This window comes from Streptomyces barringtoniae (assembly GCF_020819595.1).
Taxonomy (GTDB): Bacteria; Actinomycetota; Actinomycetes; order Streptomycetales; family Streptomycetaceae; genus Streptomyces; species Streptomyces barringtoniae.
In genome coordinates this window covers 96,854-114,700 of the sequence record NZ_JAJHNP010000011.1, presented here as the reverse complement: position 1 = coordinate 114,700, position 17,847 = coordinate 96,854, and the positions used below count along the sequence as shown (strand labels likewise).

16 protein-coding genes are annotated in these 17,847 nt (G+C 72.7%); 8 read left to right on the top strand and 8 right to left on the bottom strand.

Annotated features, from left to right (window positions below; translation table 11 throughout):
• Positions 1–43: 43 nt before the first annotated feature.
• A complete protein-coding gene (locus LMU33_RS21365; protein ID WP_228622290.1) occupies positions 44–1,159 on the top strand; it encodes an AI-2E family transporter in 1,116 nt (371 codons plus the stop codon).
• Positions 1,160–1,249: 90 nt separating this feature from the next.
• Here the strand turns inward: LMU33_RS21365 and LMU33_RS21360 are convergent, their stop codons facing one another.
• Complete coding sequence (locus tag LMU33_RS21360; protein ID WP_228622105.1) at positions 1,250–1,807, bottom strand: TetR/AcrR family transcriptional regulator; 558 nt, start codon at positions 1,805–1,807, stop codon at positions 1,250–1,252.
• 113 nt (positions 1,808–1,920) lie between these two features.
• On the opposite strand from LMU33_RS21360, the gene LMU33_RS21355 reads away from it, so the two are divergent.
• Both LMU33_RS21355 and LMU33_RS21350 read left to right on the top strand, forming a co-directional pair.
• Positions 1,921–3,078: an FAD-dependent monooxygenase gene (locus LMU33_RS21355; protein WP_228622104.1), complete on the top strand. Its 1,158-nt coding sequence runs from the start codon at positions 1,921–1,923 to the stop codon at positions 3,076–3,078.
• Between the two features lie 194 nt (positions 3,079–3,272).
• Positions 3,273–4,421 carry an FUSC family protein gene (locus LMU33_RS21350; RefSeq protein ID WP_372478040.1) on the top strand — a complete coding sequence of 383 codons (1,149 nt, stop codon included), beginning with the start codon at positions 3,273–3,275 and terminating at the stop codon, positions 4,419–4,421.
• Positions 4,422–4,551: 130 nt separating this feature from the next.
• Here LMU33_RS21350 and LMU33_RS21345 read toward each other — a convergent pair whose 3' ends face one another.
• Together LMU33_RS21345 and LMU33_RS21340 are read right to left on the bottom strand one after the other, a co-directional pair.
• The gene (locus LMU33_RS21345; RefSeq protein ID WP_228622102.1) at positions 4,552–5,346 is read right to left on the bottom strand and encodes an SDR family NAD(P)-dependent oxidoreductase; all 795 of its coding nucleotides are present in this window, start codon (positions 5,344–5,346) and stop codon (positions 4,552–4,554) included.
• 60 nt (positions 5,347–5,406) lie between these two features.
• Complete coding sequence (locus tag LMU33_RS21340) at positions 5,407–5,811, bottom strand: molybdenum cofactor biosysynthesis protein (protein WP_228622101.1); 405 nt, start codon at positions 5,809–5,811, stop codon at positions 5,407–5,409.
• Positions 5,812–5,920: 109 nt separating this feature from the next.
• On the opposite strand from LMU33_RS21340, the gene LMU33_RS21335 reads away from it, so the two are divergent.
• On the top strand, positions 5,921–6,175 hold the full coding sequence (locus LMU33_RS21335) for an SDR family oxidoreductase (RefSeq protein WP_228622289.1): 255 nt from the start codon (positions 5,921–5,923) through the stop codon (positions 6,173–6,175).
• A gap of 181 nt (positions 6,176–6,356) precedes the next feature.
• The gene (locus LMU33_RS21330; RefSeq protein WP_228622100.1) at positions 6,357–7,292 is read left to right on the top strand and encodes an alpha/beta hydrolase; all 936 of its coding nucleotides are present in this window, start codon (positions 6,357–6,359) and stop codon (positions 7,290–7,292) included.
• A 32-nt stretch (positions 7,293–7,324) separates the two neighbouring features.
• Here the strand turns inward: LMU33_RS21330 and LMU33_RS21325 are convergent, their stop codons facing one another.
• Complete coding sequence (locus tag LMU33_RS21325) at positions 7,325–8,326, bottom strand: LacI family DNA-binding transcriptional regulator (protein WP_228622099.1); 1,002 nt, start codon at positions 8,324–8,326, stop codon at positions 7,325–7,327.
• Between the two features lie 186 nt (positions 8,327–8,512).
• Here LMU33_RS21325 and LMU33_RS21320 point away from each other — a divergent pair, with 186 nt between their 5' ends.
• Both LMU33_RS21320 and LMU33_RS21315 read left to right on the top strand, forming a co-directional pair.
• Positions 8,513–9,769 carry an MFS transporter gene (locus tag LMU33_RS21320; protein WP_228622098.1) on the top strand — a complete coding sequence of 419 codons (1,257 nt, stop codon included), beginning with the start codon at positions 8,513–8,515 and terminating at the stop codon, positions 9,767–9,769.
• Between the two features lie 464 nt (positions 9,770–10,233).
• Complete coding sequence (locus tag LMU33_RS21315) at positions 10,234–10,869, top strand: LysE family transporter (protein WP_228622097.1); 636 nt, start codon at positions 10,234–10,236, stop codon at positions 10,867–10,869.
• Positions 10,870–11,109: 240 nt separating this feature from the next.
• On the opposite strand, the gene LMU33_RS21310 is transcribed toward LMU33_RS21315, so the two are convergent.
• The 4 genes from LMU33_RS21310 to LMU33_RS21295 form a co-directional block, all read right to left on the bottom strand.
• Positions 11,110–11,949 (bottom strand): lysozyme, encoded by an 840-nt coding sequence (locus tag LMU33_RS21310; RefSeq protein WP_228622096.1) that lies wholly within the window; start codon positions 11,947–11,949, stop codon positions 11,110–11,112.
• A gap of 87 nt (positions 11,950–12,036) precedes the next feature.
• Positions 12,037–13,893, bottom strand: coding sequence for a M1 family aminopeptidase (locus LMU33_RS21305; protein ID WP_228622095.1), 1,857 nt, complete (start codon positions 13,891–13,893; stop codon positions 12,037–12,039).
• Positions 13,894–14,146: 253 nt separating this feature from the next.
• Positions 14,147–14,833 carry a maltokinase N-terminal cap-like domain-containing protein gene (locus tag LMU33_RS21300; protein ID WP_228622094.1) on the bottom strand — a complete coding sequence of 229 codons (687 nt, stop codon included), beginning with the start codon at positions 14,831–14,833 and terminating at the stop codon, positions 14,147–14,149.
• Between the two features lie 286 nt (positions 14,834–15,119).
• On the bottom strand, positions 15,120–16,337 hold the full coding sequence (locus LMU33_RS21295; protein WP_228622093.1) for a hypothetical protein: 1,218 nt from the start codon (positions 16,335–16,337) through the stop codon (positions 15,120–15,122).
• A gap of 497 nt (positions 16,338–16,834) precedes the next feature.
• Between LMU33_RS21295 and LMU33_RS21290 the strand changes: the two genes are divergently transcribed.
• Positions 16,835–17,752, top strand: a complete 918-nt coding sequence (locus LMU33_RS21290) for an SGNH/GDSL hydrolase family protein (RefSeq protein WP_228622092.1) — start codon at positions 16,835–16,837, stop codon at positions 17,750–17,752.
• The last annotated feature ends 95 nt before the right edge of the window (positions 17,753–17,847 follow it).

Sequence of the window (17,847 nt, the reverse complement as noted above, 5' to 3'; positions counted from 1 at the left end):
TGCGCGTCGGCGGGCGGCCGGGCCGGGCGGCCTGCGCCGCAGGATGCGGGTGCTGGGCAGCCGGCCGGCGTACACCGTGCGGCTCCCGGCCGTCCCGCGCACCGAGCCGGTGCCGGCGGCCGAGCGGACGGTGCCGTGGCTGCGGGTCGGGGCGGCCTACGCCTGGCGGCTCATCCTCGTCGGGATCGTCGTCTACGGCGTCTTCAGCATCCTCGGCAGCTTTCAGCTCGTGGCCGTGGCCCTGTTCCTCGCGCTGGTCGTCACCTCCGTCCTGCGCCCGCTGACGGACCTGCTCGCGAGGGTCCTGCCGCGGCCGCTGTCCGTCGCCGTGGCGCTGGTCGGCAGCATCCTGCTCCTGCTGGCCCTGCTCGCCCTCGTCGGCAACGCCGTGGCGGGCGAGTCGGCCAGGCTGACGGGTGAGTTCCGGGGCGGCGTCCACCGCATCGAGCAGTGGCTCCAGCGGCCGCCGTTCCGGCTGAGTCCCAGCCGGCTGTCCGAGCTGGAGAACCAGGTGACGCACTACCTGGCCGCGCACCGGTCCAGCCTGCTCAGCCGTGCCGTCAGCGGGCTGAGCCGCGTGGTCGAGCTGGTCACCGGCGGCGCGCTCGCGCTGTTCGCCTCGGTGTTCTTCATCCACTCCGGTGAACGCCAGTGGCGCTGGATCCGCGACCAGCTGCTGCCGGCCGGCGCCCGTCCGGCGTGGGACCGGGCGGGGTGGGCAGCCTGGCGGGCCTTCGCCGGGTACACGCGCGGCATCATCATCGTGGCCGCGACCAACGCCGTACTCGTCGGAATCGCGCTGCTCGTGCTGCGCGTGCCGCTCGCGCTGCCGCTGACGCTGCTGGAGTTCTTCGCCGCGTTCGTGCCACTGGTGGGCTCGCCGGTCGCGCTCGCCGTCGCCACCATCGTCGCGCTCGCCGGGCGGGGACCGCTGACGGCACTGGCCGTGCTGGCGTTGATCGTCGTGATCGGCCAGCTGGAAGGGCATGTGCTGCATCCGCTGGTCATGAGCTGGGCGGTACGGCTGCACCCGCTCGTCGTGGCGGTGTCGGTGATCGCCGGCAGCATCCTCGCCGGGGTGATCGGTGCCGTGGTGGCCGTGCCGCTGGTGTCGGTGATCTGGGCGGTGCTGCGCGCACTGCGTGCGGTGCCGCCGTGAGCCCTGACCACCGTCAACTGCCGTGCATCCCAAGGGACACGGCGCCGATGGGAACAGGTACGCACCACCGGCGCCCCGTCGTCGTACCGCTCAGCGCAGGGCCGCCGTCACCAGTCCGCGGAGCTCCTCCTCCGCCACGCTCCCGCCGTTCACCAGCCGGTCGAAGACCAGGCCGTCCACGCAGGTCAGCAGCGTCACCGTGCGTTCCTCCGGGTCGGCCACGCCCTGCGCGGCGAGGAAGTCGCACAACGCCTGCCGCGCCAGGTTCTCGCGCGGCACCAGGATCTCGCGCAGTTCGGGATGACGGGCGCTCTCGACGGCGCACGCGTAGCGCGCCAGGGAGCGTCTGCGTCCGTCCCCGGTGAGTCTCGCCGCCGTGAACGCGACGAGCCCGCGGACCACTTCACCGGCGGACCGCAACGGCGGCGTCCGCGCCCCGATCTCCTGCAGCTCGGCCTGGTCGAGCGCCACCAGGCGCCGGACCAGCGCGGTGAGCAGGGCCTGACGGGTGCGGTAGTAGGCGGACGTGGTGCCGGGCGGCAGCTGTGCCGCCCGGTCCACCGCGCGATGGGTCAGCCCCCGCATTCCGGCGTCGGCGAGGACGCCGATGGCCGCGTCGGCGAGGAGAGTACGTCGGTCTGTGGACACCCTCACTTTCTACACCCCTGCTTCTACAGCCGTAGAACGCCGCTGTAGGGTCTTCGCCGGTACTTCTACACCTGTAGAAGTACCGTGCGAACCGAGGTCGAAGGGGGTCCGACATGGGCGGTACGGCGGTGGTGGTCGGCGGTGGCATCGGCGGGCTGGCGGCGGCGATCGGCCTCAGCCGGATCGGCTGGGACGTACGGGTCGTGGAGCGGGCCGGCACCCTCGCCGACGCGGGGGCGGGCATCTCGCTGCACGCCAACGGCCTGCGCGCCCTGGACGCCCTCGGCGTCGGCACTGCCGTACGCGACGCGGCACGCCCGCAGTACACCGGCGGCACCCGCGCCCCCGACGGCCGATGGCTGGCGCGGATGGACGGTGCCGCCCTCGAACGCGCGCTGGGCACGCCGATCGTCGGGATCCGGCGCGCGGTCCTGCACCGCCTGGTGCGCGAGGCCCTGCCGGCCGAGAGCCTGCTGGTCGGCGTCACCGTGCCCGCGCTGGACCGCTCGGCCCCCGGCCGGGTGGGAGTGCCGGCCGGGGCCCGGGTTCTGGACGCCGACCTGGTCGTCGCGGCCGACGGGGTGGGCAGCCGGCTGCGCGGACTGCTGTTCCCCGATCATCCCGGCCCGGTGTACGCCGGCTCGGCGGTCCTGCGGGCCGTGACCGACGGGCCGCTGGATCTGCCCACCGACTTCGAACTGACCTGGGGCGAGGGGGCGGAGTTCGGCCACATCGGCTTCCGCGACGGCCGGGCCGAATGGCACGCGGTGCTCACCGCTGCACCCGGGGTGCGCCACGCCGACCCGCTCGGCATGCTGCGCCGCCGCTTCGACGGCTGGCACGAACCGATCCCCGCCCTTCTGGACGCGACCCGGCCGGAGGCCGTGCTCCACCACGACATCCACGAACTGGCAACTCCCCTGCGGTCGTTCGTCGCGGGCCGGGTGGCGCTCCTCGGCGACGCCGCGCACGCCATGACACCGAATCTCGGCCAGGGCGCCTGCCAGGCCCTGGAGGACGCGGTCACGCTCGCCGCCGCGCTCACCGCGGAGCCCTCCGTAGCCTCCGCCCTGGCCCGGTACGACGCCGAGCGCCGCCCGCGCTCGCAGGCGGTCTCCCGCGCGGCCCGGCAGGCGGGCCGGATGGGCCAGCGACTGTCCCATCCACTGGCCGTGGCCCTGCGCAACACCGCGCTGCGGGTCGTCCCGTCCCGGCTGACGACACGAGCGATCCTCCGGCACGCCGACTGGACACCACCTCACCTGGGCTGACCAACGGCCCATCCTCTAACGCACCTCCCCCAGCCCGCGTACCGCCCGCTGCGGCGCGGGCGGACCGCGGCCGTCGCGCCTGTGGCCAGGGCCTATGGGCGGGGAAGGCGCGTAGGGGATGGGCCGTTGGTCACCCGGGTGGTATGCGATGCAGGCGAACGGTGCGCAGCCGTGTCCGGGGCGGTGCGCGGAGCATGCGCGTGACGTGGCAGGCACTGTGGCATGAGGTGACGGTCGCGGCGCGCGGTGTGGCCCGGGCCTGGGCCGGACCGTGCCGGGAGCGCGATCTGGCCGCCCAGGCGGTGAAGGCGGCCCTGGCCGCGTGGCTGGCCTGGGCGGTGGCGGGCTGGTGGCTGCACGCTCCGATGGCGTTCGTCGCGCCCTGGGTGGCGGTGGTCCTGGTGGAGTCGACCGTGTTCCGGTCCATCGCGCACGGGCTGCAGCAGCTCGCGGCGATCGCGGCCGGCACGGTCGTGGCCACCGCGGTGGCGCTGCCGCTGCGCGACTCGATGGCCGCGATGGCCGTCGTCCTGCCCCTGGCGATGCTGCTCGGCCAGTGGCGGCGCCTGGGCAGCCAGGGCATCTACGCGGCCACCGGCGCCCTCTTCGTCCTGACCGGCGGCTCCGTCACCGTCGCCACCTCCGCGGCCCGGCTCGCCGAGGCCCTGTTCGGAGCCGTGGTCGGCATCGCCGTCAACGCGCTGGTGCGGCCACCGCTGTACCTGCGGGACAGCCGGGCCGTGCTGAAGGGCGCGACCGAGGAGGCCCACGACATCCTGCGGGACGTCGCCGAGGGGCTGACCGAGGGACGCTGGGACGCCGAGGAGGCCGGCGCCCGGCACGAGCGGGCCCTGCGGCTGCGCCGGCTCGTGGAGCAGGCCCGCTCCTCGGTCGAGTGGAGCCGGGAGAGCCTGCGCGGCAACCTGCGCCGCCGGCGCACCGGCGCCGGGCCACCGCCCGGCAAGGGGTACGACGACGCGCTCCTGGTGCTGGACTACGCGGCCGTGCACACGGCGGGCGTGACCCGCACGGTGCTGGAGGCCGCCACGGCGGACCGGGCGGCACCCCGGCCGCATCCCGAACTCGCCCACCGCTACGCCGAGTTCCTGCGCCGCACGGCACACGCGCTGCGGCTCTACAGCCACAGCCGGTTCGGCGACGAGTCCGACGGGCACGAGGACCGGCTGCGCGCGGCCGTGGCCCGGTTGCGCGCGACGCTGGACGATCTGCGCCGGCACCTGGTCGGTGGCACGAGGGACGACCCCGACGAGCTCGCCACGTACGGCGCCCTGCTCGCCCAGGCCCACCGGCTGGCCGATCAGCTGGTCGTCTCCGGCACCTGACCGGGCCCGGTCACCGAACGGCGAGGCCGCCCGCCGGGCGCCGGGCCGGGTGGGCGGGCCGGTCGGCCGGGTGGGCGGGCCGGTCGGCCGGGGTGGGCGGGCCGGTCGGCCGGGTGGGCGGAAACGGGGATCACACCGTCTTGACCTGGCCGCCGTCGATGGTGAACTCGGCTCCCGTGATGTTGCCCGCCAGTGGGGAGGCGAGGAAGAGAGCCAGGTCGGCGACTTCGTGCGCTTCGGTGACCCGCCCGGTGGAGATGCCCATGCTCTGCGGCACGACGACATCGATCGCTTCCTGCGCGGTGGTGCCGGCCTGGGCCGCCATGGCGTCGGCGAAGCCACCCGGGGCGGTCCAGAACGGAGTGCGAACCGGCCCCGGGGCGATCGCGTTGACCCGGACGCCCCGCGGTGCGAACTCCTCGGACAGCGACTTGGTCAGGCTGGTCAGCCCGGCCTTCGCCGCGGAGTAGTCCACGACTGCGGGAAAGGGCAGGCGCGCGTTGATGGAGCTGATGTTGATGATGGAACCGCCGTCCGCGTCCAGCAGGTGGGGAAGCGCCGCGCGGCTGGTCCGGACCGCGCTGAACAGGGTGAGGTCGAAGATGCGTTGCCATTCGGCGTCGTCGATGTCCAGGAAGCTCTGCCGGGGCGTAGCGGCACCCAGGTTGTTGACCAGGATGCCGATCCTGCCGTACTGCTCCACCGCGAGCCGGACGAGTGTGTGGGGTCCGTCCGCGGTGGCCAGGTCGACCGGGACCGCGGTGACGCCGTACTTCTCGTGCAGCCCTTCGAGTTCCGGGGTGATGCCCCGGCTGCCGGCGACGACGTGTACGCCCTCGCGGGCGAAGGCGTCGGCGATGGCGAGGCCGATGCCCTTGCTCGCGCCCGTGACGACAGCGACATTGTCCGTGAGCTGGAGGTCCATAACGTTCCTTGTCCGAGTCGGCCCCCTGTCCTCACGGTAGGCGGTTCGGGCACCGCCGGCTCAGCAGGCAGCGGTGCGGCCCGGATCGCGCACCCCGAACAGGGCCGGGCCGACGGTGAGGGTGCCGTCGGTCAGCGGCCGGCAGCGCACTCCCCCGCCGCCGGGCAGCGCGCGCTGCGCCCCGGGGCCGAGGGTGGTGTCCAGCCGGGCGCAGGGCCGGGCGGTGCTGCGCACCGCGAGGTCCACGGGGCCGGTGCCGGTGCCGCAGTCGAGGAAGACGGTCGCGCCGGTGTAGGCGTCGACGTCGGTCCCGCGCAGCAGGACGTGGCGCCGGGTGCACAGCAGGTCCGCCGGGTGCGTACCCGGCCGCGGAAGCCGTTCGACGGCCATGAGGGTGATCGAGGCGTTGCGGTGGGCGGGCCGGTTGAAGTAGCGGTCGCCGACGAGCCCCAGCCCGGCGCGCACCTCGCACGGCCCTCGCGGCCGGACTGCCCGACGCGGTTCACGTGCAGGGCGATGTCGCCGACCCGGCGTACGCCCGGCGGGTCCGTGAGCAAGGCCACCCTCCAACCACCTGCCCCGTCTGCTCGCCACCCAGCTGGGCCCGGAGATCCGGGTGAACGCGGTCGCGCCGGGCCTCATCGAGACACCCTGGTACGACCGGGCCGAGGAGGTGTGGGAGAACTCCTGTGCCTGGATCAGCGCCAACGCCCCGCTGCGCGGCGTCGGTTCACCGCTGGACGTGGCCGAGGCCGTGGCCAGTCCGGCCCGGGCCGCGTACACGACCGGCGACGCGCCGACCCTGGAGGGCGGACGACACGTGGCCTGACCCGGTGGACACCTGACCCGTCCCCGACACTCGGCCCCGACCTCCCCCTCAGGCCCCGGCACGCCGCGCCGCGCGGCCGTCGAGAACCCTCGCCAGTGGGTGGTTACACGTGTAACATCTCGCTGCGCCGACGACTCCGCGCCCCGGCGCACCGTTCCGGCCGACGACGGAAGGCCCCGCCATGACCTCGACCGCCCCCGCCCAGCTCGACACGGGCTGGCCGCCGCCCCCGTTCCACGCCCCCACCCCCGCTGTGACCGGCGCCGACGGTGTGCGCCGTTTCCACGGGCTGACCTACGCGACCTCGCCGGGCTACCGGCCGCGCCTGCTGGACGTCCATGTACCGCACACCGCAGGGCCCGTACCGGCCGTCGTGTGGATCCACGGCGGCGGCTGGCTGGAGGGCGACCGGCGCTATCCGCCGCCGACGGTGCCGGTGGAGCTGCTGCACGGGGCTGTCCTCGGGGCCGGTCTGGCACTGGTGGGCATCGACTACCGGCACAGCCTCGAGGCGCCCTTCCCCGCCCAGTTGCACGACGTCAAGGCCGCCATCCGGTACGTACGGCACCACGCCGCGGCCCTCGGCATCGACCCCGAACGGATCGGCGCCTGGGGCGAGTCCGCCGGTGGACACCTCGCCGCACTGGCCGGACTGGTCCGCGCCGACGCACACGGCACCGGCCTCGAAGGCGTGGAGGGCGTGCCGGAGGGGGACAGCCGGGTGCGGGCCGTCGTCGACTGGTACGGCGTCTCCGACCTCGAACCGCTCCTGGCGCACTCCATGCCGTCCCTGCCCGGCGAACCGCCGTACCCGAACCCCGTCCACACCCTGCTCGGCGGGCCGGAGACCGAACGCCGGGAGCGGGCGCGCCTCGCGAGCCCCGTGACGTACGCGGCGGAGCGCGGCGCACCCCCGTTCCTGCTGATCCACGGCCGCGAGGACCAGGTCGTGCCCTACGGCCAGAGCGAGGCGCTGGCGCGGGCGCTCCGGGACGCGGGCGGTGACGTCACGCTGCGGCCGGTCGAGGGTGCCGACCACATCTTCCTCGGCTCCACGGAGGTGCCTGCGATCGTGGCGCACAGCGTGGACTTCCTGCACGGCCACCTGACCGCCTGACTTCCTCAGGTCCTCCCCGAAGGCCGCTGCCGTCAGGCCGACTCGCGGCGCACGAGCACCGGCTCGACCGCCGGCAGGGGTGCCGCGGTGCCGGTCTCGATCAAGTCGTGCAGCGCCGCGGCCACCCGCGCGGCGGAGGGCACCTCCAGCCGGATCGTCGTGAGCGCGGGGCGCTGCAGGGCCGCTGTCACGAGGTCGTCGCAGCCTACGACGGCGACGTCACCGGGAACGCCGACCCCCGCGTCCCGCAGCACGGCCAGCAGCAGCGCCGCGTACTCGTCGTTGTAGGCGAAGACGCCGTCCAGACCGCGCTCCGCCCAGCCGTTCGCCAGTTCGGCGGCGGACGCGTGCGTGTACTCCATGTCCACCCGCGCCACGGTCGCCGTCGTCCGGGCGGCCACGCTCCGCGCACCGGCCAGGCGGGGCTCGGCGAAGGCGGCGAGGCCGCGTTCGCGGGGCATGACGACGCCGATGCGCCGCCGCCCCTGCGCGACGAGGTGTTCGGCCGCCAGCACGCCCACCCGTCGGTCGTCGAACACGACCGTGCACACGCCCTCGACCGGCTGCGGCGCGAGGGCCATCAGGGCCCGGACACCGGCGCGCCGCAGCACGTTCACGGCGGCCCCGTCGAGGCTCGTGCCGTCCAGCGCCAGTACCGCGCCGGGGCGCAGTTCGGCCCAGGCGCGGGCCGCGGTGCCGGGGTCGGAGAACCGGCCGGCGTGCAGGACCGCCGTGTAGCCGTACCGCTCCAGCTCCGTGTGCAGGTCGTCCGTCCAGCCGCTGACCAGGCGGCCCATCGCGGACACTGCGGCCGGGATCAGCACCAGGTTGTTGCGGCCCGCGCGCAGGGAGCGGGCCGCCGCGTGCGGCACGTAGCCGAGGGTGTCCGCGGCGGCGAGGACCTTCGCGCGGGTCGCCTCGCTGACGCGGTGCGCCTGGGTGTTGTTCAGCACGAAGGAGACCGTGGCCCGCGAGACGCCCGCCAGCCGGGCGACATCGGCGCTGGTGACGGCCGCGGCCGCTTTCCTCGCCATGGTTCCCTTCCACTCCCGTTTCGCGTGCCTTCAGGTTACACGCGTCAAGTGACGAACCGGCTTGCCTGACTCAGACCCCTGTTCAACCCCGCAACCGGCTGCTACACAAGGACCACCCTTCTTGGTTACTCGTGTAAGTAACCCGGTCCCGCTTCCCCGCTGCTTGCCTTCCTCCCAGGAGTCGCCATGCCTGTGCCGACCGAAGACCTCCCGCCCGCCACCGTGCCGACCGCACCCGAGTCCCGGCAGCGGGGGCTGATGACGCTGCTGCTCGTCGCCAACGCGTCGATGTACGCGGTGTATCTGGGGGTGGGGTCCGTCCTGTTGCCCACCCAGGTCGCCGCGATCGACGCGCACCACAAAGTGGCGCTGCTGGGCCTGATCGGCGGGGTCGGCTCGGTGTTCGCGACCGCCTGCAATCCGGTCGCCGGCGCGCTCTCGGACCGTTCGGGGCGGCGCAACCCCTGGGTGCTCGGCGGAGCGCTGGCCTCACTGGCCGGGCTCGCCTTCCTCGGCAACGTGCGCACGGCGCTGCTGGCGGGCATCGGTTGGTGCCTGGTCCAGGCGACCATGAACGTCTACCAGGCCGCCGTCACCGCCATCGTGCCCGACCGGATCCCGCCGGCCCGGCGCGGCACGGCCTCCGCCCTGGTGGGGCTGGCCCTGCCGGTGGGCGGCACGCTGGGCGTCCTCATCGCCTCGAGGACCGCCGGGCATCTCTCCGCGGGCTACCTGGCACTGGGACTCGTGGCGGCAACGGCGGCAGTGCTGCTGACGGCGCTGTGCCGGGACGTGCCGCGGGACCAGGATGCCGAACCCGCACCGGCTCTGCCCCGGCGCCGGCGCGCGGCGGTCTTCCTGTCGGCGCTGAGCAGCCGTGACTTCCGCTGGGCCTTCGTCGGCCGCGCCCTGATGGTGCTGGGCTACTTCTCCGTCGTCGGCTACCAGTTGTACATCCTCGACGACCACATCACGCTGCCGAGGGGACTGAGCGCGGCGGACGCCATGGCCGTCCTCACTCCGGTGTCGATGGCGGCGATGGCCGTCTCCACGCTGGTCGGCGGGCTGCTGTCGGACCGCTGGAACCGGCGCAAGGTGTTCGTCGGCGTCTCGGCGGCGCTGGCGGGCGTCGTCATGGCGGTGCCCGTGGTCGCACCGACCTGGCCGGGCATGCTCGTCTTCAGCGCCCTCAACGGGCTGGCGTTCGGGTGCTTCATGGCCGTGGACACCGCCGTCGTCACCCTCGTGCTCCCCCGCGCCGAGGACGCCGCACGTGATCTGGGCGTGCTGAACATCGCCAACGCCGGGCCGCAGATCGTAGCGCCGTTCGTCGCCTCGGCCGTGGTCACCGCGCTCGGCGGCTACACCCCGCTGTTCCTGTTCGGCGGCGCGCTGTCGCTGCTCGGCGCCCTCGCCATCCTGCCCATCCGCGGTGTGCGCTGAGCCGCCGTCACGCCCCCTCCCAAGGAGTAACCGTGCCTTAGGGACGTCTCCTCCCGCTCCTCGGAGTCCCCGCATCTCCAGTGCGCGGTGGCCTTCGGCCTCTCCGCCGTGTCCGACCGGCACGCCCCCGACCTGGTGATCCCCGGCTGGAACCCGGCCCCGGGCGAGTACGACCGGACGGCGGCCCTCGTGGCGGGGCTGCGGCCCCCTGGTCGCGGCCGGCGCCATGGCCCGGGCCCACGACGACAGGCCGGCCGCCAACGGCATGCCCCGCCACGCCGCACCGCGGCCGGCACGAGGCGGTCGCAGCGGGGCGGCGAAAAGGAGTTGTCCGGGCGGCCGCGCTGGCGTCACGATCAGCACATGACCTCGCTGACCGCCTTCCTGCCGTGGACCGCCGCCGACCGACCGGTGCGCGGTCGACAGCAGCGCGGCCGCCGGAGAAGGCCTGCGCCCGTGCACGCATGAGCGCGGCGCTGGTCGCGGGGCTTCTCGCGGGCTACGGCATCGCCGTGCCGGTGGGGGCCGTCGGGACGTATCTGGTGGCGCTGACCGCCCGGACCTCGTTGCGGATCGGCGCGTGTGCCGCGCTGGGGGTCGCGGCGGCGGACGGCCTCTACGCGCTGATCGCCGTGATCGGAGGTTCCGCGCTGACGCACGCCGTCGCGCCGATCGCGCATTCCCTGCGCTGGGTCGCCGGCGCGGTGCTCGTCGTGCTGGCGGTGCGCGGCGCGGCAACGGCGATCACCCACTACCGCACGGCCCGGACGGCCTTCCGGACCGACGCGACTCCCCTGCGCCCTTCCCGGGCCTTCCTGGGTCTGTGGGGCGTCACGATGCTGAACCCCGTGACCGTCATCTACTTCGCGGCCCTGGTGCTGGGCAGCCAGACCTCGGCGGCACCGGACCACCTCGAACGGGCCGTGTTCGTCCTGGCCGCCTTTACGGCATCGGCCAGTTGGCAGCTGCTCCTGGCCGGCGGCGGAGCCCTGCTCGGCCGGCTCCTGACCGGCAGCCGGGGGCGGCTCGTCACGGCCCTGGCGTCCAGCGGCGTGATGACGGCGCTCGCGCTGCGCATGCTCTTCGCGCACGGCCCGTAGAAACAAGGCCTGCCCGGCCCCTCCCTCCTCTCCCTCCTTTCGGAGCGAACGCGATTATTGCGGGCGCGGGCCGGGCCGGCGCCGTACGACGTGGATCTGCTGGTGTTCGCCTCCGCCACGCGCAACATGGCCTCCGCTGCGCAGCCGGGAGCCCTGGCGGGGCCCCAGATGGGGCCCCGCCGCTCAGCCGGCGGTTCGTCCGGCGCGCGGGAGGTGGCCGGAGTGGCGCCTGGCGCGGGGTCAGCCGGTCGCGAAGGTCTTCAGCCGGTCCGGGGCGCCGTTGAAGCGGTCGTGGTCACCGACGGTCTTGCCGGCGGACGTGTACTGCCACATCGTGTGGTACGACCAGCCGGCCGGCAGGGTCCCCGGGTCCGAGGCGTAGCGGGCGATCCACAGCGGAGTGGTCGCCGCGAAGCCGCTGTAGTTGCCGGTGCACTGGGTCCACCAGCTGGTTGCCGTGTAGATGACGGCGGCCCGGCCGGTGCGCGACTTGTAGCGGTTCAGGAAGTCGCGGATCCAGGCGACCATATTGCTCTTGGACTTGCCGTAGCAGGCGGCACCGTACGGATTCCACTCGATGTCGAGCACGCCGGGCAGGGTCTTGCCGTCCTTCGACCAGCCGCCGCCGTGCGCCAGGAAGTAGTCGGCCTGCGTGACGCCACTGGTGGTGTCCGGGGTGGCGAAGTGGTACGCACCGCGGATCATGCCCACCTTGTACGCGCCGTTGTACTGCTGGGTGAAGTAGGGGTTGGTGTAGTACGTCCCCTCGGTGGCCTTCGTGTACGCCCACTGTGTGCCGTCCTTCCACAGGGTCGGCCAGTCGACGTCGAGTTGGTGGCTGGCGACATCGACGCCCTCGGGCTGCGAGGCGCGGCCCGCCGGGGGACGGGCGCCGGTGTCTCCGTCATGGGCGAGGACGCCGATGCCCATGTAGGCGCCGCCGCGCACGCGTGCACCCCCGCCGGGTTCGGGCATGGCCGGGGGGCTGGACAGGAACAGGACAAGGGCGGCCAGGGCGCCGGTGAGGCACAGGCGGGACCGGCCGCGGAAAGGGACGATGAGGCTTCGCACGCAATCCATCTGACCCGTGGTCGGGTGGTCCCGCACTCCGGGTTCCGCCCCATGAAGCAATCCGCGGCCGGATTTTGAGCCATGCGGGTGGTCCGGTCAGCCTTCTATGCGGTGCTGGGACCAGAAGGAGGTGAGGTCGGTGCTCGTGGCGGCCTGGGCGGCGGCCTTGAACTCGGCCGTGGTCGAGACGCCGTACCAGTGCGCGGTCGCGTAGTCCTTCAGCAGCTTGGTCATGGCGGTGTCACCGAGGAGGCGGCGCAGGTCGTGCAGCGCGCACTTGCCGTAGCCGTAGACGACGGTGGAATAGCGGGAGGAATGCGCGTCCCAGTAGGCCATGGGGTTGGTGATCTTCTCGGCGCTGGAGGCCCAGGAGACGCTGTTCCAGCAGTTGGTGCCGGTCTTGCCGAGGGCGAGGTCGGTGGCGTAGTCCGTGAACGCCTCGTCCAGCCAGGGGCTGTTGTACTCGTCGTCGCCGACGATGCCGTACCACCACTGGTGGCCGATCTCGTGGGTGAGGGCGGTGGAGCTGACCACGTCCAGGACGAACCCGGGGTACTCCATGCCGCCGAACCAGTAGTTGTTGTCGAGCACGGCGTCCAGCTCGCCGTAGGGGTAGGCGCCGAAGCGGGCCGCGTGGGCGTCCACGGCGCTCTTGGCGGTGCTGAGCATGGACTGGGCACTGGAGGAGCTGATGCCCGAGACCGAGTAGACGTTCACCGCGACGCCGGCCGCCGAGGTGCCGGAGACCTTGGTGAAGGGCCCGGCGGCCCAGGCGAAGTCACGGACCTTCGACGCCGTCGCCGTCGTCACCGTACGGCCGCTGGAACCGGGCGTGTCGGTGGAGGTGCCACTGGCCGGGACCAGCAGGCCGCTGGGGTGGTCGAGAGTCACCTTGAAGTCGGCGGCCAGGGAGTAGAACGACTCGCCGTTGTCCGTGTACGGGTCGAGGTGCCAGCCGGCGCCGTCGCGGACCGCCAGGACGGGCAGGGCGTTGCCGATGAAGCTGTAGGCGCCGTCGTGGCCGAACCGGTCGGCGCCGCTGGGCACGGTGATGCCGAGGTCGAACCCGATGGTGGCGCTCTGGCCCTGGGCGAGCGGGGCCGGCAGGTCGATCTTCAGCGCGGTGCAGGCCACGGAGGGTGCCTCCGCGCTGCCGCCGGTGACGTTCGTGACCCGGATCGGCATGGCGTCACAGGTGCCGTGGTAGTTGTCCCACAGCCTCAGGTAGACCTCGTTCAGCGCGGTGGCGGAGGCGTTGCTGAAGGTCACGCTCTCGTGCCCGGTCCATCCGGTGCCGCTCGTGTCGCTGCTGAGGTTCACGGTGTACGAGGGCGCGGCCGGGGTGCGGGTGGAGTCGCCGGGCGGTGGCGAGGTGCCGCCCGAGGTGTCGAGCGCGATGTCGTCGAGGACGAAGCTCGTCTGGAGACTGGAGTCCTCGGTCCCGGTGAAGGACAGGGTGACGGTCTGCCCGGCGTACGCCGACACGTCGATCGACTTCCGGACGTACCCGGTGTTGTCGTCGAGGTTCGAGTAGGTGGCCAGCGTCGTGCTGCCGATCTTGGCGGTGAGCTTGTCGTACACGACGGAGGAGGTCGTCTCGTCCGTGTCGATGTGCAGCCAGAAGGTGAGGGTGGCCGCGTCGCAGCCGGAGGGGATGGTGACGCTCTGACCGAGGGTGTCGGTGTGGGTGCCGCCGACTCCGTCCAGCCAGGCGTAGGAACTGCCGCTGTGGGCGGTCTCGCCGGAGCGGCTGGTGATGACGGTGGAGGAGGACGCCGACCAGGGCGATGTCCCGCTCTCGAAGCCGCCGTTGCCGACGACCTGCGCCGGACTGCAGGCGGCGGGTGCCGCGGCCGGCCGGGCCGCGGCGGGCGTGCCGGGGAGCACGAGGGCGGCCACGGTGGCGACGGTGAGCGCACCGGCGCCGAGGACCTTGTGGGGGGTCGATCTCACACGCTACTCCTTTGCGGAGGCCGGGATTCCCGGCCTGCTCGATGGCCACCGGCGGCTGGGGTACGCCGGGGCGGCCGCTGACGGGGCTTGCGCGATCGCTGCACCGAGAGGTGCGCCGCGTCCTCAAGGGGCCAGGCGCGGACTGCCGAAAGAGTGACAGATTTGTCCTGACCATGCCAGATAGGCGGTGTGAGTCGATGAGCGGTGTGGGTCGAGCGGATGAGCGGTGTGGGTCGAGCGTGTGAAACGCCGGTCAGGCGGTGCGCAGCGTCACGAAGACCGCCGCCAGCGGGGTGCCCTGCGGGTCCTGCCAGGCGCGCGCCACATGACCGATCGCGCCCTCGGGGCGCAGCGGCGGGTTCTCGGGCACGGGGGCCAGGACCCGGTGGACGTGCAGGACCGTGCCGTGCGGCGCGGGGATGCGGGTGCCCTCCCGGTCGTCGGTCGGCTCCGGGGTGAAGCCGTCCAGGGTGAAGGGGGCGCCGGCGTAGGAGCGGACCACCTCGGGATCCAGGGCGCCGTCGACGCTCTGGGCGTGCGCCCGGGCCGTGCCCTCCATCAGCGACAGCAACTCGGCGACCAGCACCGGGTCGTGGCAGCCGTCGTAGACCCAGCGCTTGCCCAGCACCCCGTGCTCCATCGTGCCGACGAGCGCGTGCTCCGCCCCCGCCAGCGGCGCGCCGCGGTAGGTCAACGGGACCAGGTACGCGGTCGATTGGGCGGCGGGGATGTCCGTGGCGGTGCCGGCGTCGGTGTCGGTGTCGGTGGCCACCATGAACTCGATGCCGACCTCGCCCTCCGGGTCCTCCAGCCGGAAACCGCCGGACTTGGTCAGCACCGGGGTGTCCGGCCCCCCGCGGTACCAGGGGCGAGAGGGCAGCCAGTCGGTGAGCAGCTCCAGCTTCGTGGGCTTGAGCGTGGTGTGATGGATGACGGCCATACCGTCGATGTCCCTCCGTCGTCCGGACGTGCTGACCACCGCAGCTTCTCACACCGTTCCCGCAGGTCATCCGCCCGCCCCGGCTCGGATTGAGGGTTGACTCGGCCTGGCGGTCGGCCAGTTGACGGGCGAGACGGTGGTCATCAGGGCGAGGGGGCGGCCGTCGGTCCGGTGCCACCACGACGCCGGTCCCCTCCGCCGGCACACCGCTGGGCCGCCCGCAGCGGGCGGCCCAGCGATCTCCTGTGGGGGTCCCGGATCCCCTCAGCTGTCCTGTGTCAGCTGCTCACTCGTCCCGCGATTCGTGGTCGTGGTCCGACTTCTTGTGAGCATGATGCGGCTCCGACGGCTTCGACGGCCGAACGGGCTTCACCGGGTGCTCCGGATAGGTCGGCTTCACCGGGTGCACCGGCTTCTCCGGATAGGTCGGCTTGACCGGGTGCACCGGCTTCTCCGGGTAGACCGGCTTCACCGGGTGCTCCGGGTAGGTCGGCTTCACCGGGTGCTCCGGGTAGGTCGGCTTCACCGGGTGCTCCGGGTAGGTCGGCTTGACCGGGTGCACAGGCTTCTCCGGATAGACCGGCTTGACCGGCCGCTGCGGATACTCAGGCTTCACCGGCTTCTCCGGATAGACCGGCTTCACCGGGTGCTCCGGGTAGGTCGGCTTGACCGGGTGAACAGGCTTCTCCGGATAGACCGGCTTGACCGGCCGCTGCGGATACTCAGGCTTCACCGGCTGCACCGGCTTCTCCGGATAGACCGGCTTCACCGGCCGCTGCGGATACTCAGGCTTCACCGGATACTCAGGCTTCACCGGCCGCACGGGCTTCTCCGGATAGACCGGCTTCACCGGCCGCTGCGGATACTCAGGCTTCACCGGCTGCACCGGCTTCTCCGGATAGACCGGCTTCACCGGGTGCTCCGGGTAGGTCGGCTTGACCGGGTGAACAGGCTTCTCCGGATAGACCGGCTTCACCGGCCGCTGCGGATACTCAGGCTTCACCGGATACTCAGGCTTCACCGGGTGCACCGGCTTCACCGGATACTCAGGCTTCACCGGCCGCACCGGCTTCTCCGGATAGACCGGCTTCACCGGCCGCTGCGGATACTCAGGCTTCACCGGGTGCACCGGCTTCACCGGATACTCAGGCTTCACCGGCCGTACCGGCTTCTCCGGGTAGACCGGCTTCACCGGATAGACAGGCTTCTCAGGCCGCTGCGGATACTCAGGCTTCACCGGGTGCACCGGCTTCTCCGGATAGACCGGCTTCACCGGATGAACAGGCTGCTCGGGATGAACCGGCTTCTCGGGATGGACCGACTTGACCGGGTACTCCGGTCTCTCGGGATGAAGCGGGTAGCCGAGCCCCTTCGGGTAGGGCGGTTGCGGGGTGGTGTGATCCTGCGCATAAGCGGCACACGGGATCGCCAGCGCGCCTGCGGTGAGCGCAGCGATGGTGGCTGCTGACGCCAGAACGGATCGCCTTCGCGGCGATGTCGTCATTCTCTCCACTCTCCTCAACTTGGGTCAGAGTTTGCTGACGTCGGGTCAGTCCTGATGGGTCGTTAGTGGAATGATCTGGAAATCGGGGCCGTGAATAACGCTGACGCGACCAGAAGCCACCGGATGGTGTAGCGCACAGCACTCCGCAGTCGGCACCCCTGGGCAGTCACGCCCCGCCGCGTACTGCAGCCGCAATCACGACGAACTTGCAGGTGGCGCACACGATCTGCCGGCCAGCCAGCATCTGGGCGACTGACGCATCATCAGTTTGGGTGCGTGGCCGCCGCCACATCCGAAGGCGGAGCTGACGTGTCATCAGGCCCGCACGCTCGGCCAGCGCATCACCACTACGCCACTCGGCGGCCACGCGCCCGAACTCGTTGCTTCCCGCTTCTGGTCCGCACGACCTACCGGACGGTATACAGACTCAATCGAACGCGCGAGGGCCGCTCTCCGGTGCCGGCACCGCGCGATGAGCGGGCTCAGGGGGAGGATCCATGGCGAACGGCACAGGTGCGACGGGCGGGGCGAGAGGCCGGCGGGGAACCGCCGTCGTAGGGGCGGCGCTGGGCGGTTGCGTCCTCGTCGCGGCCGCCACGGCACCGGCCTCCGCGCACTCCACGGGACACGGCCACGGCATCGACTACGTCGCCCTCGGCGACTCCTACACCTCGGGCCCCGGAATCCCGCAGCAGGTGGACGCCAACTGCGCCCGCTCCGACCGGAATTACCCCTCGCTGGTGGCGGACGGGCGTCAGGTGAGCACCTTCAAGGACGTCAGCTGCGCCGGCGCGACGACGGCCGAGATGTGGCAGGCGCAGGGCACCAACGCGCCCCAGCTCGACGCCGTGCAACGGGACACGGACCTGGTGACGGTGCAGATCGGCGGCAACGACGTCGGCTTCGGCCCGATCATCAACACCTGCGCCCACCTGGCCGCCCAGGACCCGACGGGCAACCCCTGCGAGCGCTCGTACGAGGCGTCCGGATACGACCAGCTGGCCCTCGCGATCGTAGAGGCCGCGCCGAAGGTCGACCGGGTGCTGCGGGCCGTGCACGCGAGGGCGCCGCACGCGCGCGTGGTCGTCGTCGGTTATCCGGACCTGCTGCCCGACGACGGCAGCGGCTGCTTCCCGCAGGTGCCGTTCGCGCAGAAGGACTTCCCCTACCTCCGGGACACCGAGAAGCGGCTGAACCTGATGCTGCGCCTGGTGGCGGGGGTGAACCGGGCCGAGTACGTGAACACCTACGGCCCCACGGTCGGCCACGACATGTGCAAGGCGCCCGCGGACCGCTGGATCGAGCCTCTCCAGCCGTCCGCACCCGCAGCCCCCGCGCACCCCAACGCCAAGGGAGAGCAGGCCATGGCGCAGGCGGTGCTGAACAGGCTCGAACAGGGACGCGGCCGCGGCTGATCCGGCCGGGCCGGACTCCCCGGCAGGGTGGCTCTCGGTGGCCGGGCCGAACGCCGTGCCCGGCCCGGGTCTCCTGGCAGCGGCAGAGCTCGTAG